Raw genomic sequence first — 15,075 nt, forward strand, 5'->3', positions numbered from 1 at the left:
GGGAAGCCTACCGCAGCGCCGTTCCGGCCGCCATTCGGGACGTTCCTGCCGCCGCTGCACGCACGTCTTTCGCAAGCCCGGCGCTAGAATCGGCCGCTGCGCCTCCAGGTCCGCTCCCTTGCCCGCATCCCGGTCCCGCCTGTCGACCTATCGGATCCCCGCCTTCGCCATCGCCGTGGCGATGCTGCTCGGCGTCGGCGTGGCCAGCGTCTACGGCGTGACCACGCTGCGCCAGAGCAATGCCTGGATCGAACACACCTACGAGGTCATCAACCGGATCGAGGTCGTCGAGCGTGCGATCCGTGGGGCCGAGGCCAGCGCCCGCGCCTACCGGCTGACCTCGCATCCGGAGTTCCGCAGCCAGTACCTCGCCGCGGTCCCGGAGGTCGAACGTGCGACCGGCGAGCTGATGATGGCGATCCGCGACAATCCAGGCCAGGACGCGCGCGCCCGACGTCTGCGTGAGGTCGCTCGCGCGCACCTGGCCGAATTGCAGCGTCTGTACGACCTCCAGGAGACGCAGGGCGATGCAGCCGCGCGCCTGGGAACCGACGCCGCGCTGACGTTGAGGCAGTGGGGCGAGATCGACGCCACCGGCAGCGAGATGCGCCGCGAGGAACAGCGCCTGCTGGAAGCGCGCAAGGCCCGCAGCGCGACCTATGCCGACCGCCTGGTCGCCATCGTCGTGCTCGGCATGTTGCTGTCAGTCACCCTGCTGATCTCGCTGATGGTCAGCGTGAGTCGCGAGAACCGCCGCGCGCGCGCGCTCGAGCAGGACGCTCGCGGCGCCGCGCAGGAAATGGCGCTGAGCATGGCCAAGGTCGATCGGCTCTCGCACCAGCGCCACGTGCTGAGCCGGTATTCGGGCCTGCTGCAGAGCTGCCAGACGCTCGAGGAGATCGTGCAGCTGTCGATCGAGACCATCCAGCGTCTCGTCCCCGGCGCCAGCGGCCGCTTCTACCTGATGCGCGCCTCGCAGGATTTCCAGGAAAGCGTCGCGGTGTTCGGCGACGCGCTGATCAGCAGCCCCGACTTCCTGTCGGCCAATGACTGCTGGGCGCTGCGCCGCGGCCAACCGCACGAGATCCACGGCGAGGACGGCTCGCTGATGGCCTGCGCCCACATCGATGCGGGCAAGCCCGTACCCGGCACCACCGCACTGTGCCTGCCCCTGAGCGCGCAGGGCGCGCAGATCGGCCTGCTCCACGTCAGCGCGGCGACCGATGCGCTCGACCACGGCGAGGCCGTCGACGAACTGCTGGGCCAGCTGGCCGAACAGCTGGGCCTGGCGATCGCGAACCTGCAGTTGCGCGAAACCCTGCGCACGCAGTCCTTGCGCGACCCGCTGACCGGCCTGTTCAACCGCCGCTATCTCGAGGAGAACCTCGCGCGCGAACTGACCCGTTGCGAGCGTCGCGGCCTCCCGCTGTCGGTGCTGATGCTCGACGTCGACCATTTCAAGCGCTTCAACGACACCCATGGCCACGCGGCCGGCGACGCGCTGCTCTCGCAGGTCGGTCGACTGCTGGAAGTCGGCGTGCGATCGGAGGACATTCCCTGCCGCTACGGCGGCGAGGAGTTCACCATCGTGATGCCCGAGCTCGACGCCGCGGGCGCCTGCGCGCGCGCCGAGCAGATCCGTCGCGAGGTCGAGCGCACCACGGTGCAGCACCTGGGCCAGACGCTCGGCCCGGTGACGATGTCGATCGGCATTGCCACCTATCCGGCCGATGGCGACACCCCGGCGGTGTTGTTGCAGATGGCCGACGCCACGCTGTATCGCGCCAAGGCCGAGGGTCGCAACCGGGTGCTGCACGCCTCCCACGCCTGAGCCGTCCGGCCCTGCGCCGGGCGTGCTTCAATGCGGCTCCGCACCCTGGAGCCTTCCGCATGCGCCGTGTCCGCCCGTCCGCCCTCCTCGTCTGCACCGCCGCGCTGTTCGCGCCGCTGACCGTGCTGGCGCAGACCACCGCCGTGCATTGCGAGCGCCTGTTCGACGCGCGCAGCGGCCAGGTCCGCGGCGAGCACACGATCCTGGTGGAGAACGGCCTGATCCGCGAGGTGATTCCCGGCCGCGCCAAGCTGCAGGACGGCGTCGAATCGATCGTGCTCGGGGACCGCACCTGTTCGCCCGGCTGGACCGATCTGCACGTGCATCTGGGCTCGCAATCGAGCCCGGCCAGCTACTCGGAAGGCTTCCGCCTCGACGCGGTGGACTACGCCTTCCGCGCGGTCGGCTATGCGGACAAGACGCTGTCGGCCGGCTTCACCACCGTGCGCGATCTCGGCGGCGAGGTCAGTCCGCACCTGCGCGATGCGATCAACCAGGGGCTGGTCGACGGCCCGCGCATCTTCGCGGCCGGCAAGTCCATCGCCACCACCGGCGGCCATGCCGACCCAAGCAACGGCTACAACTCGATGCTCTCGCACCTGATGGGCCCGCCGGGACCGACCGAGGGCGTCATCAATTCGATCGACGATGCCCGCCAGGCCGTGCGCCAGCGTTACAAGGAAGGCAGCGACGTCATCAAGATCACCGCGACCGGCGGCGTGCTGAGCTATGCGCGCAGCGGGGATGCGCCGCAATTCACCGTCGACGAGGTGCAGGCGATCGTCGACACCGCCAAGGACTACGGCTATCGCGTGGCCGCGCATGCGCACGGCACCGAAGGCATGAAGCGTGCGGTGCTCGCCGGCGTGACCAGCATCGAGCACGGCACGCACATGGACGACGAGGTCATGCGGCTGATGAAGCAACGCGGCACCTGGTACGTGCCGACGATCTACGCCGGCCGCTTCGTCGCCGACAAGGCGAAGGAGCCGGGCTACTTCCCCGAGGTCGTGCGCCCGAAGGCGGCGACGATCGGCGCGCAGATCCAGGACACCGCCGCGCGTGCCTACCGCGCCGGCGTGCCGATCGCCTTCGGCACCGACCAGGGCGTCGGCCCGCACGGCGACAACGCGCGCGAGTTCGTCTACATGGTCGAGGCCGGCATCCCGGCGGCGTATGCGTTGCAGTCGGCGACGCTGCATGCGGCCACCGTGCTCGGCGTCGACGACCAGGGCGTGATCGAAGCCGGCAAGCGTGCCGACATCATCGCGATGCCCGGCGATCCGGTCGCCGACATCAACGCGGTGATGGGCGTGGACTTCGTGATGAAGGGCGGTCGCGTGCATCGCGCGCCGGCCGAGGCTGCAGCGCTCGATTGAGGCCGCGGTCCCGGGACCGCTTCCGCGGGCGGAAACAGGCAGTCTTTGGGAGCGCCCTTTCGCGATTCGCGTAAGCGCGCAACTGATGCCTCGTCGAATCGCGCGCGAGCGCGCTCCCACACGGAATCTCTGTCTTCGCTCAGCCTTGCGAGCGGGTCTTTTCGATCCCCGGCACGCGCACCGCCAGCAGCAGCGTCCACGCCCACCACGCCACCAGCACCACGCGCGGCCCGACGATCGGCCCGTGCAGCAGCGGCGACAGCAGGCACGCCGCGCAGATCAGCAGCGCCGGCCATCGCACCGCAGGCAGTGCGACACCGGACAGCAGCGCACCGGCCGCGAACGCGATCGACCAGACCATCCACGCAGTCGCATGCAGGCGACTGACGCCGGCATCAAGTGCCCCGGGATCCAGCGGCCATACCCCTTGCGCCGCAAACGCCAGCGCGGCCAGCAGAAACAGACGCAGGGCGATGCCCGCGACCAATCCGATCGTCGGCGCGGTCGCGCGCAGGCGCAGCGCGGCGAAAGCGAGCAACACGCCCGGTACGATCCATGCCAGCAGATTGAATACCCACGCCCGCTGCATGCCGGCGGCGCCCGACCATGCCAGTGGCGCCGCCATCGGCAAGGTGTTCGCGACGGTGAAGGCGAGCAATGCCACCAGCGTGCAGGCGTGCGCGACCGCAACGATGGGCCATAAGCGCACGCGGCTCATGCTGCCCACCGGAACACGTCTTCGACCCCGACCCCGAACGTCCGCGCGATCCGGAACGCCAGTTCCAGCGACGGCGCATAGCGCCCCGCCTCCAGCGCGATGATCGTCTGCCGGGTCACGCTGCAGGCATCGGCCAGCGCCTGCTGGGTCATCTCGCCGTGGTCGAAGCGCAGGCGCCGGATCTCGTTGGCGATGGGCGTGCCGGTCATCGGCGCGCCCGGGCATAGGCGAACGCCGTTGCTGTATGGCCCGCGAAGTTCGCCACGATCAGGCCGAGCACCAGGGTGCCCGGAAGCCTCAGATGTTCGGCCAAGAGCGGTTCGCGTGCGACGGGTACGACAAGCGCCGCCGCCAGGGCGAGTGCCCAGACACTCGCCGTCGAGCGGAATAAGCGATCGCCGTACGCGAGGAATGCCGCGTCTCGCTCGTCCTCCAGCACACCCCGGCGACGCTGCGCGTCGCTCAGGGCCCGGCGCCGGAACCAGTGCGAGAGGAACAGCACGCCTGCAACGCTCATCAGCGGAAACGGGCTCGGCGCGATCACCGCCACCACGAGCGTCCACATCGCCAGGCACGCGGCACCGATTGCGGCACTGCGCGCATATCGCTCACCGAACGCCGGCGTCTCGATGCAGGTGTTCTCGACCGCCATGAACGTCTCCTTTGCCGGACATCAGGTCAACGATTGTTTACATCCCGATCAGTCGATGTCAAACATTTTTGACATGGTTGTATCCTGCCGGCGCCGTCGCCATCTGCTTGGATCGCGCACGGCGCTTCTCCATCCAAGGACTCCCCATGCTTCTCGACGGCTCCGCCCCCGCCACCGATGCTCCCCGCCACATCTTCGATGTGACCACCGCGACCTTCGAGGCCGAGGTGCTGCAGGCGTCGCTCGAGCGCCCGGTGCTGGTCGATTTCTGGGCCGAATGGTGCGGGCCGTGCAAGTCGCTGGGGCCGGTGCTGGAGAAGCTGGCCGCCGAGTACAACGGCGCCTTCGTGCTGGCCAAGGTCGATGTCGACAAGGAACAGCAGATCGCGGCCGCGTTCCAGATCCGCTCGGTGCCGACGGTGTTCCTGCTGATCGGTGGTCAGCCGGTCGACGGTTTCCCGGGCGCGTTGCCGGAAGGCGAGGTACGCGAGTTCCTCAAGCGTCACGGCATCGAACCGGCCGAGGGCGGCGCCATCGAGGATGGCGAGCCGGCGCCACTGGATCCGACCGCCGAAGTCGCGCGTCTGCGCGATGCGGTCGCCGCCGAGCCCGACAAGGGCGAGCTGCGTCTCGATCTCGCACTCGCCCTGCTGCAGACCGGCGCCGCGAAGGAGGCCGAGGGCCTGCTCGACGGCCTGCCCGCCAACCTCGCGACCGACGATCGCGCGATCAAGGCGCGCGCCCGCCTCGACTTCGCCACCCTGCTGGCCGATGCGCCGCCGGCCGACGCGCTGCAGGCCGCGATCGCCGCCGATCCGGCGAATCTCACCGCGCGCCATCAGCTCGGCGTGCGCCACATCGTCGGCGGCGACGCCGAGGCCGGCCTCGAGCAGTTCATCGAGATGCTCGCGCGCGACCGCGATTTCCAGGACGGCCTGCCACGCAAGGCACTGATCGATGCGTTCCGCGTCGTCGACGACGCCGCGCTGGTCGGCCGCTACCGCCGGAAGATGGCCTCGCTGCTGTTCTGATCGCGGGCGCCGCGCGGCGTCTTCCGTACAGCGGCGTATGGCAAGATCGGCGTCCCTCGCCGATCGCGCCGCCATGACTCCACGCCGCTTCCGCCTGCTGATGAACCTGTGGCCGCCGTTCCTGTGCGCGGGCATCCGCGTGACCGCGATCGACGCCGGCTTCCGGCACGCGCGCGTCGAGCTGCGGCAGCGCTGGTACAACCGCAACTACGTCGGCACGCACTTCGGCGGCAGCCTGTTCGCGATGACCGATCCGTTCTGGATGATCATGACCCTGCGCGCGCTCGGCAGCGAACACGTGGTCTGGGACAAGGCCGCCGAGATCGAGTTCATCCGCCCCGGCCGCGGCACGGTGCATGCGGTCTTCGATCTCGACGATGCGACAGTCGAGGCGATCCGCGCCGCGACCGCCGACGGCAGCAAGTACCTGCACTGGTTCGTCACCGACGTGCTCGATGCCGCGGGCGAACCGATCGCCCGCATCCGCAAGCAGGTCTACGTGCGGCGCAAGCGCCGCGCTCAGTCCGCGGCGGCGGGCGATTCGACCAGATAGGGCGGCAACGGCAGCGACCAGGTCGCACCGCGACTGGTGTCGTACTGCGCGATTTCGATCGACTGCCCGTCCCCTGTGACGGTGATGTCGCGTGCAGGACTGCGCAGGTCTTGGGGAAGACGCGCCAGACGCTCTTCGAGCGTGCCATCGTCAGGCTGTCCGCGAAGCCAGACCAAGGCGGCGAGAAGCTGAAGCCGGGCGCGATGATCGAGCGCGCGATTGCTGTATCCGAGATACACGGAGTGGTCACCGATCAGAAGACAGCTGTCGATGTTTGCCACGCATTCCAAGCGTTGCCAGATCGGCAGGACCTCGCCCGAAGCAACGAAAGGCATGTCCCGTTGCAACGTGCCGGCATCCTTCGCACACGCTGCAGCCATCTGCTCTGCCAGTAGTGCCCGGAACTGCTCGGGCTCGAAGAACAACCAGTTCCAGGCCGCTTGCATATAGGCCTCGTGAGACGAAGAGGTCAGGCCCGTGGCCCATGCGAGTTCGCCTTTCATGGGAGGGCAGACGGATGCCTCCTGCGCCGCAGGCGCGGCGAGTGCAAGCTCGCAGCTTGGCGGGAGCACTGCATCGCGCGGCAGCTCCGCGAACATGCTCGCCAGCAACGCGCCGTAACCGTTTGTCGTCAGTGACCGCGCGAGGTTATGAACGATCAAGGTATCGCTACTGGCTCCGATGCGGCGCATCGCGGCGAGGTTGCGACACGTGGCGTCGACAGCAGACAGTCGATCGCCCCGCACGAACTCGACCGCGCGCGAGGTGACCGGCCAGGACAGCAGCGTCAGTGGCGGGAGCGGCGCGCGCTGGTCGTAGGGCAGGCGCCATGCGTGGTGATCATAGGCCGCGAGCGCGTCCACACGCTCGATCAACCGGGCGTTCGCCTCGACCAGCGCGGCGTAATCATCGTACGCGGCCGACACCTTGGACAGGCAGTCCGCCCCGCCGGAACTGCAGTGCCGCACAGCACCCGTGCGCTGCAGGTCGGGGTAACGTGCAGCGGCACTGGTGAACGAAGGGATGCCTGCCGAGGCGCCGAGCGCCTGACGCATCGCCTGCATGTCCGTGTCAGCGACGGCCGAAATTTCCGTTTCAGGTACGTCGTAGCGGAGCACCCAGATCGCATCGAACGCGTTGCGCCCCTCGAACGCGTTCGGCGCTTCCAACTGCGCCAACGCGGCACGCTGCGCGGGCGTCGGGCCGCGCAGACGCGAGACCGTCCACAGCAACGCCACCACAACGGCCAGCACCAGACAACCGAGACCCAAGCGTTTCAACCAGCGCATACCTGCTTCCCCTGATCCGCGTCCTGCGGTGCGGCAGTCTGCTGTCTCGAACGCCCCTGCCGCAACCGGGTCGACGCACGCGCCGGCCTCGTGCCCGCGGGACGACGGGTATCCTTGTGGTCCCGAACTGCCGCTCCGCGCAGGACGACGCCTGCGTCCGCACGCGTCCTTCGCCCGAGGGCGGCCACGTCCGTTTCCAGCGCCCGACCCGATGCTCCGACTGACCGATCTCAAACTGCCGCTCGACCACGACGACGCCGCGCTGCCGGCCGCGATCGTCGCGCGCCTGGGCATCCATGCCGACGAACTCGCCGGCTTCACCGTCGTCAAGCGCAGCTACGACGCGCGCCGGCGCGGGGCGATCGTGCTGATCTATTCGGTCGACGTGGAAACACCGCGCGAGGCCGACATCCTGCAGCGGCTGGAGGTCGACCCCGAGGCCGCCGCGGGCGATCCGGCGGACGGGGCGATCGCGAGCGGCAGCGGCAAGGTGGGGCCTGCGCCCGACACGACGTACCGCTTTGTCGCCCGCGCGAACGGAGCGCTGCCGACGCGTCCGCTGGTCATCGGCATGGGGCCCTGCGGCCTGTTCGCCGCGCTCGTGCTGGCGCAGATGGGGTTTCGCCCCATCGTGCTCGAACGCGGCAAGGCCGTGCGCGAGCGCACGGTCGACACTTTCGGACTGTGGCGCAAGAAGGTGCTCAATCCCGAATCGAACGTGCAGTTCGGCGAGGGCGGCGCGGGCACGTTCTCCGACGGCAAGCTCTACAGCCAGATCTCCGACAAGCGCCATCACGGGCGCAAGGTGCTGACCGAGTTCGTCGCCGCCGGCGCGCCGGAGGAAATCCTCTACGTCAGCAAGCCGCACATCGGCACCTTCCGGCTGGTGTCGATGGTCGAGCACATGCGCGCGACCATCGAATCGCTGGGCGGTGAGATCCGTTTCTCCAGACGCGTCGACGACCTGCTGATCGACACCGATGCCGACGGCGTCCGCCACATCCGCGGCGTGACCCTCGCCGATGGCGGCGAAATCCGCAGCGACCACGTGGTCATGGCGCTGGGCCACAGCGCGCGCGACACCTTCGCGATGCTGCACGGGCGCGGCGTGTTCCTCGAAGCCAAACCGTTTTCGATCGGCTTCCGCATCGAGCATCCGCAGTCGCTGGTCGACGCCGCGCGCTTCGGGCCGCAGGCCGGCCACCCGCTGCTCGGCGCGGCCGACTACAAACTGGTGCACCACGCGCGCAACGGCCGCTCGGTGTACAGCTTCTGCATGTGCCCCGGCGGCACCGTGGTCGCCGCGACCAGCGAGCCGGGCCGTGTGGTCACCAACGGCATGAGCCAGTACTCGCGCAACGAGCGCAATGCGAACGCGGCGATCGTCGTCGGTATCACCCCCGAGGATTACCGCCCCTACGCACCCGAAGGCGGACCGTTGGCCGGCATCGCCCTGCAGCGCCACTGGGAGTCGAACGCCTTCGTGCTCGGCGGCGGCGAATACGAGGCGCCGGGCCAGCTGGTCGGCGATCTGCTGGCCGGTCGCGCATCGACCGCATTCGGCAGCGTGCAGCCGTCGTACACACCGGGCGTGCGCCTGGGTGATCTGTCGACCGCACTGCCCGACTATGCGATCACCGCGATCCGCGAAGCCCTGCCCGCCTTCGACCGTCAGCTGCGTGGCTTCGCTTTGCACGACGCGGTGCTGACCGGTGTCGAGACGCGCACGTCCTCGCCGCTGCGCATCACCCGCCACGCCGACGGTCAGAGCTTGAACACGCGCGGCCTGTTCCCCGCAGGCGAAGGCGCGGGCTATGCCGGCGGCATCCTGTCGGCCGGCGTGGACGGCATCAAGGCCGCCGAGTCGGTGGCGCTGGCGATGGTCGCCGCCGGACTCGCCCGCGCTGCCTGAAACGGCCGCCCATCGGACCGGACAGAACCGGGCGCGCATCACACCGTTTTCGTGTAGTCGATGGGTATGCTGTCCGCCGCACAGGGGGATGCATGTCGGAACCGTTCATCGCGCAGGACGATCAGGCACCGTTGCCGGAGATCGCGGGCTACCGCATCTCGCGGGTGGTGGGCCATGGCGGGATGGCGACGGTCTATCTGGGCACGCAGCTTTCGCTGGGCCGCGACGTGGCCATCAAGGTCATGCGCCCCGAGGCACTGGCCGACGAGGTCAGCCGCCGACGCTTCGAGAACGAGGCCCGTACGATCGCCCGGCTCGAACACCCGCACATCGTCGGCATCCACGAGGTCGGTCGCACCGATGACGGGCTGCCCTGGTACTCGATGCCCTACCTGCCGCACGGGCATCTGGGCCGGCGCGATCTGACCCAGGACCACGCGCGCGTGCGCGAAGTGCTGCGCGCCCTGCTCTCCGCATTGGCCTACGCGCACGTGCGCGGCGTGATCCATCGCGACGTCAAGGCCGAGAACGTGCTGTTCGACGAAGCCGACCGTCCCCTGCTGGCGGACTTCGGCATCGCCCTGCGACGCGGCTACGGCACGCGCGTGACGATGGTCGGCCTTGCGGTCGGCAGCACCGCCTACATGGCGCCCGAGCAGGCGCGCGGTCAGCAGGTCGATTTCCGCGCCGATCTCTACAGCGTCGGCGTGCTCGCTTGGGAAATGCTCAACGGCAGCCTCCCGTACCAGGGCGAAGACGCGCTCTCCATGGCGATCGCGCACACGCAGAACCCGATTCCACGCTTGCCGCCGGCCTTGCGGCACTGGCAGCGTTTCATCGACCGCGCGCTGGCCAAGTCGCCCGGCCGCCGATTCTCCGACGCCAACCAGATGCTCGAAGCACTGGCGCAGGTGCCGCACCGAGACGGCCGCCGCGAGCCCTTCATCACCGGCACCTTCCGGCGGATCGGCGCCGGTGCGAAACGCGTATCGCCGATGCTGTGGATACCCGCGGTGCTCGTCGTCGCCGCCGGCATCGGGTTCGTGTTGCGGCCCGGCGACGACGGTGGCGTGGACGCGGCGCAGGCGACCGCCGCCGGCGATTCCACAGTGCCGGCGCTGGTCAGCGATGCCGAAGGCCTGGCGCGCGACCCGGGCGCCGGCGAAACGGCCGTCACGACGCCGGCGGTCGACCCGACAGCCGCGCGCATCGCGCCGGTGTCGCCGACCGACCGTCACCTGGCCGATGCCGAGCAGCAGCTGCGCGCCGGACATCTGGCCGCGCCGGCCGGCGCGAATGCATTCGAATCGTTGACCCGCGCCTGGCAGGCCGACCACGAACACCTGAAGTTCGCGCCGCTCGCAACGCGCACCTTCGATGCCGCGGGTGCGCGCGCGGTCGCGCTGATCGAGAAGGGCGATCTGGCCGCAGCCACGAGCCTGCTGACCGCGGCGCGCCAGCATGCGGTCGCGACCGGCCAGGCCGACGGCGAGGCGCTGCGCCGCCTGCGCACCCGGGTCGGCGATGCGGTCGAGGTGCGCATCGTCGACGCAATCGGCGACGTGGATCGCACGGCCGCGGTCGCCAGCCTGTCGCCTGCCGAGGCGATCGGACTCGACGCCGCGACGACCGCACGCCTGCGCCGCCAGGCGATGACGATTCCCGACGTCGCCGCGCTGGCCGCGAGCGTCGGTGGCGGCGCGCGCGTGGTCCGCGGCAACGACGGCATCTATGCCATCGCCAACGCGCCGGTCAGCCGCGCCGACTACGCCGCGTTCGTGGCGGCGACGGGCCACAAATCCGCCTCCTGCCGTGCACGCGGATCGGTGTTGCGCGCGCTGGCACCGCGCGACTGGGAGAACCCGGGCTTCGAACAGGCGGCGTCCGACCCCGTGGTCTGCGTGTCCTGGCACGACGCGGTGGACTACGCGCGCTGGCGCAGCGAACGCGAAGGCCGCAGCATCGTCGTGGCCTCCACGGCGCAGGGTGCGAACGGCGCGCCGCGCGCGAACGGTCCGGCCGAATGGCGCAGCGATTGCGCGGCCGCCTGCAAGGACCGTGTCGCCGCCGGACGCAGCAGCCGCGACGATCTCGCCAGCCGACCACTCGATCCCAAGCGCGGCTACGACGACGTCGGCTTCCGGCTCGCTCATCTGCCCTGATCGCGGCCCGGCGCGTGCCGCGCTTCCGCCCCCGAGGCGGCGGGCGCATCATGGTGCGTTCCCCACCCCACCCGCGGATTCCAATGAGTGCCCCCACTTTGGGCGGACGCCTGCAGCGTCTGTTCCTCACCGGCCTGCTGACCCTGCTGCCGATCTGGCTGACCTGGATCGTGGTCAAGTTCGTCTTCGTGCTGCTGTCGGACATCAGCACACCCTGGGTCGCGCCGCTGGCGCACCGCATCGCCGCCGGCTTCCCGAACTCGATGGGCTGGATCAATGCCACGTCGGTGCAGGCGACGATCGCGATGCTCGCGACCATCGCCCTGATCCTCGGCGTCGGCTGGCTGGCGCGGCGTGTGATCGGCCAGCGCATGCTCTCGTGGGTGGACCTGCTGGTGCGGCGCATCCCGCTGGCGAACGTGATCTATTCCAGCGCGCGCAAGCTGCTCGACATCCTGCAAACCAAGCCCGACGGCACCCAGCGCGTGGTGCTGATCGACTTCCCGCATGCGGAGATGAAGTCGGTCGGTTTCGTGACCCGGGTGATCCGCGAAGCCGGCACGGGCCGCGAACTCGCCGCGGTCTACGTGCCGACCACGCCGAACCCCACGTCCGGCTACCTCGAGATCGTGCCGCTGGAGAAGATCACGCCGACCGACTGGACCGTCGACCAGGCGATGAGCTTCATCATCTCCGGCGGCGCCGTCGCACCGGACACGATTCCCTTCGACCCGCCCCCGGCATCGCCCGCGCCGCCGCAGGGCACGCCCGCCGCCTGAGCGGGTGACCTCCGGCCCTTGCCGCCCCGCATCCACGTTCGACAGCATCGACCCGACCGATTCCCGGAGCCCGACATGCAGCAGCCGCTCGTCCTCGCCATCGCTCTCGCCCTCGCCGCGGGCGGACTCGCCGGCTGCAAGCGCGATGCCCCCGCGCAGGACCCCGCCGCCGCGGTCGCCGACGTGCCGGTCGAGGATGCAGCCGCGCGCGCGACGCGCCTGACCACGCTGTATGCCGAGTACTGGGAAGCGCTGCTGAAGCTCAACCCGGTGCAGGCCACCTTCCAGGGCGACGCACGCTACAACGACCAGTTGCCCGACTTCGGCAGCGCCGAGTACCGCGAGCAGGTGCGCGCCTTCAACGAGCGCTGGCTGAAAGCCGTCGAGGCGGTCGGAAAGGACGGTCTGCAGGGACAGGACCTGCTGAGCTACGAGATCTTCGTGTCCGAGCGCCGAAATGCGCTCGACGCCGAGCGTTTCCCGGGCTGGATGATGCCGGTCAACCAGATGGGCAGCATCGTCAGCTACGCGGTGCTGCTGGGCTCGGGCACCAACGCGCAGCCCTTCGCCACCGTTGCCGACTACGACGCGTGGCTGACCCGCGCGGCGCGCATTCCGGTGCTGCTCGATACCGAGATCGCCAACATGCGCGCCGGCATCGAGGCCAACGTCGTGCAGCCGCGCGTGGTGATGGAAAAGGTGCTGCCGCAGTTCGACGCGATCCTGGTCGACGACGTGGAGCAGAGCCCGTTCTGGGCACCGGTGGCGAACTTCCCGGAGGGAATCGCCGAGGCCGACCGGGAGCGCCTGACCATCGCGTTCCGCACGCTGATCGCCGACCAGCTCAATCCCGCCATCAAGCGCCAGCGCGACTTCATCGCCAACGACTACTTGCCGCACACGCGCGACAGCGTGGGCTTGGACGCACTGCCCGACGGTATGGCCTGGTATGCGTTTTCGGCGAAGCAGCAGACCACGTCCGACCTGACGCCCGAGGCGATCCACCAGATCGGTCTCGACGAAGTCGCGCGCATCCACGCGGAGATCCGCCAGGTGATGGCGGAAACGAAGTTCGAGGGCTCGCTGCAGGACTTCTTCCGCTTCATGCAGACCGACCGGCGCTTCGTCTTCCGCTCCGAGGATGCGCTGCTGACGCACTACCGCGGCATCGAGCAGAAGATCGAGGCCAGGGTGCCCGAGCTTTTCTCGCTGACGCCCAAGGCGGGCTTCGAGATCCGCCCGGTGGAAGCCTTCCGCGCCGAGTCCGCGGCCGGCGGCTCGTACATGTCGCCCAGCGAAGACGGCACGCGCCCGGGCATCTTCTACGTCAATACCTTCGACCTGCCGACGCGCAAGCGCTGGGAGGCCGAGGACCTGTTCCTGCACGAGGCGATTCCGGGCCACCACTTCCAGCTGGCGCTGCAGCAGGAACTGACCGACCTGCCCGCCTTCCGTCGCTTTGGCGGCGAGACCGCCTACATCGAAGGCTGGGGCCTGTATGCCGAAAGCCTGGGCAAGGCGCTGGGCCTCTACACCGATCCCTACGACTACTTCGGTCGTCTCCAGGGCGAGCTGTGGCGCGCGGTGCGCCTGGTCGTCGACACCGGCCTGCACAGCAAGGGCTGGAGCCGCCAGCAGGTGCTCGATTACATGTACGCGAACTCCTCGGTCAGCGAGCCCGACGCGATCGCCGAGGCCGAGCGCTACATCGCGTGGCCCGGCCAGGCGCTGGCCTACAAGATCGGCGAACTCAAGATCCAGGAACTGCGCAAGCGCAGCGAGACCGAGCTGGGCGCCGCCTTCGACATCCGCGAGTTCCATGCCGAAGTGCTGAAGGACGGCGCGCTGCCGCTGCCGCTGCTGGACGCGAAGATCAATGCATGGATCGAGGGGCGGAAGGGGCGCGTGGACGACCAGCCGATCACCACCGCGCCAGCAGGGGTGGAGTCGTAATTACTGGCCTCCGGATGCCGTCGCCCCAACGAACGCTGGGGCCCATTTTCGCGGTGATGCCTCAGATCAAGATGGGCACCAGTCTTCGCGGGGGCGACGGCATTCAAGTTTTACGCTCTCTTCGACCGATCCCGAAAAGTCACTGGATCCCGGCTTTCGCCGGGATGACGAAGGTCGTGTCCCGTCATCCCAGCGGCTTTCGACAGACGCACGTCCGTTCAAGCCGGGATCCATCCTCGCGGTAAAGCCGCAGATCAAAATGGGCCCCAGCGTTCGCTGGGGCGACGGTTTTCAATTCATACGGGTTCTTTTCTCCCGCGCCGCCCCTTGCCCTCCCCCATCCGCCGCGCGATGCTGCACCCCGGTTCGCGTCGGGGAGGCGCCATGATCCGCACGATGTTCTCGGTGATGCTCGGCATGGTCGTCGCACTGATGATGATGCTCGGGCTCGAATTCGTCGGGACCTGGATGTTCCCGATGCCGGCCGGCCAGCTGAACAACGAGGCCGACCTCGCCGCGATCGTCGCCAGTGCGCCGACCGGCAAGCTGGTCTGGGTGCTCGCCGGCTGGCTGGTCGCCGCCTTCTGCGGCGGCTGGGTGGCCGCGCGACTGTCGCGCGTGCACCGGATGGGCGCGGCGATTGCGGTCGGCGTGCTGATCGTGCTCGGCGTCATCGCCAACGCGTGGATGCTCCCGCATCCGATGTGGATGACCCTGCTCGGCGTGATCGGCCCGGTACCGCTCGCGTGGTGCGGCGGGCGCCTCGTGCTGCGCCGCGCTGCCGCCATGCGCTGACGACCCGCATCATCACCGGAG

General features: G+C 69.3%; 13 protein-coding genes. 9 read left to right on the forward strand and 4 right to left on the reverse strand.

Translation table 11 applies throughout. The features are described from left to right. Nucleotides 1–118: 118 nt before the first annotated feature. Both E2F49_RS06025 and E2F49_RS06030 read left to right on the forward strand, forming a co-directional pair. Nucleotides 119–1,831 (forward strand): sensor domain-containing diguanylate cyclase, encoded by a 1,713-nt coding sequence (locus tag E2F49_RS06025; RefSeq protein WP_133392997.1) that lies wholly within the window; start codon nucleotides 119–121, stop codon nucleotides 1,829–1,831. Nucleotides 1,832–1,890: 59 nt separating this feature from the next. Continuing rightward, complete coding sequence (locus E2F49_RS06030) at nucleotides 1,891–3,210, forward strand: metal-dependent hydrolase family protein (RefSeq protein WP_133392998.1); 1,320 nt, start codon at nucleotides 1,891–1,893, stop codon at nucleotides 3,208–3,210. Between the two features lie 139 nt (nucleotides 3,211–3,349). On the opposite strand, the gene E2F49_RS06035 is transcribed toward E2F49_RS06030, so the two are convergent. Genes E2F49_RS06035 through E2F49_RS06045 form a run of 3 tightly spaced genes read right to left on the reverse strand, consistent with a single transcriptional unit; the run spans nucleotide 3,350 to nucleotide 4,580 of the window. Continuing rightward, nucleotides 3,350–3,928 (reverse strand): DUF998 domain-containing protein, encoded by a 579-nt coding sequence (locus E2F49_RS06035; protein WP_133392999.1) that lies wholly within the window; start codon nucleotides 3,926–3,928, stop codon nucleotides 3,350–3,352. Beyond that, the gene (locus E2F49_RS06040) at nucleotides 3,925–4,137 is read right to left on the reverse strand and encodes a helix-turn-helix transcriptional regulator (RefSeq protein WP_133393000.1); all 213 of its coding nucleotides are present in this window, start codon (nucleotides 4,135–4,137) and stop codon (nucleotides 3,925–3,927) included. The genes E2F49_RS06035 and E2F49_RS06040 overlap by 4 nt, the downstream gene beginning before the upstream one ends. Then, on the reverse strand, nucleotides 4,134–4,580 hold the full coding sequence (locus tag E2F49_RS06045) for a hypothetical protein (RefSeq protein ID WP_133393001.1): 447 nt from the start codon (nucleotides 4,578–4,580) through the stop codon (nucleotides 4,134–4,136). The genes E2F49_RS06040 and E2F49_RS06045 overlap by 4 nt, the downstream gene beginning before the upstream one ends. 146 nt (nucleotides 4,581–4,726) lie before the next feature. Here E2F49_RS06045 and trxA point away from each other — a divergent pair, with 146 nt between their 5' ends. Both trxA and E2F49_RS06055 read left to right on the forward strand, forming a co-directional pair. Then, the gene (gene trxA, locus E2F49_RS06050) at nucleotides 4,727–5,611 is read left to right on the forward strand and encodes a thioredoxin (RefSeq protein WP_133393002.1); all 885 of its coding nucleotides are present in this window, start codon (nucleotides 4,727–4,729) and stop codon (nucleotides 5,609–5,611) included. Between the two features lie 73 nt (nucleotides 5,612–5,684). Further along, nucleotides 5,685–6,164 carry a DUF4442 domain-containing protein gene (locus tag E2F49_RS06055; protein ID WP_133393003.1) on the forward strand — a complete coding sequence of 160 codons (480 nt, stop codon included), beginning with the start codon at nucleotides 5,685–5,687 and terminating at the stop codon, nucleotides 6,162–6,164. Here E2F49_RS06055 and E2F49_RS06060 read toward each other — a convergent pair. Continuing rightward, complete coding sequence (locus tag E2F49_RS06060) at nucleotides 6,131–7,453, reverse strand: hypothetical protein (protein WP_133393004.1); 1,323 nt, start codon at nucleotides 7,451–7,453, stop codon at nucleotides 6,131–6,133. The two genes, E2F49_RS06055 and E2F49_RS06060, sit on opposite strands and share 34 nt — an antisense overlap. A 211-nt stretch (nucleotides 7,454–7,664) precedes the next feature. On the opposite strand from E2F49_RS06060, the gene E2F49_RS06065 reads away from it, so the two are divergent. The 5 genes from E2F49_RS06065 to E2F49_RS06085 all read left to right on the forward strand — a co-directional run bounded on the left by E2F49_RS06065 (nucleotide 7,665) and on the right by E2F49_RS06085 (nucleotide 15,054). Further along, a complete protein-coding gene (locus tag E2F49_RS06065; RefSeq protein WP_133393005.1) occupies nucleotides 7,665–9,365 on the forward strand; it encodes an NAD(P)/FAD-dependent oxidoreductase in 1,701 nt (566 codons plus the stop codon). 92 nt (nucleotides 9,366–9,457) lie between these two features. Further along, entirely contained in the window at nucleotides 9,458–11,527 is a 2,070-nt protein-coding gene (locus tag E2F49_RS06070; protein WP_055248930.1) for a bifunctional serine/threonine-protein kinase/formylglycine-generating enzyme family protein, read from the forward strand. An 83-nt stretch (nucleotides 11,528–11,610) separates the two neighbouring features. Then, the gene (locus E2F49_RS06075) at nucleotides 11,611–12,306 is read left to right on the forward strand and encodes a DUF502 domain-containing protein (protein WP_133393006.1); all 696 of its coding nucleotides are present in this window, start codon (nucleotides 11,611–11,613) and stop codon (nucleotides 12,304–12,306) included. 75 nt (nucleotides 12,307–12,381) lie between these two features. Continuing rightward, a complete protein-coding gene (locus tag E2F49_RS06080) occupies nucleotides 12,382–14,259 on the forward strand; it encodes a DUF885 domain-containing protein (protein ID WP_133393007.1) in 1,878 nt (625 codons plus the stop codon). A 384-nt stretch (nucleotides 14,260–14,643) separates the two neighbouring features. Continuing rightward, entirely contained in the window at nucleotides 14,644–15,054 is a 411-nt protein-coding gene (locus tag E2F49_RS06085) for a hypothetical protein (RefSeq protein WP_055248935.1), read from the forward strand. The last annotated feature ends 21 nt before the right edge of the window (nucleotides 15,055–15,075 follow it).

This window comes from Luteimonas terrae, assembly GCF_004358165.1.
Lineage (GTDB): Bacteria > Pseudomonadota > Gammaproteobacteria > Xanthomonadales > Xanthomonadaceae > Luteimonas > Luteimonas terrae.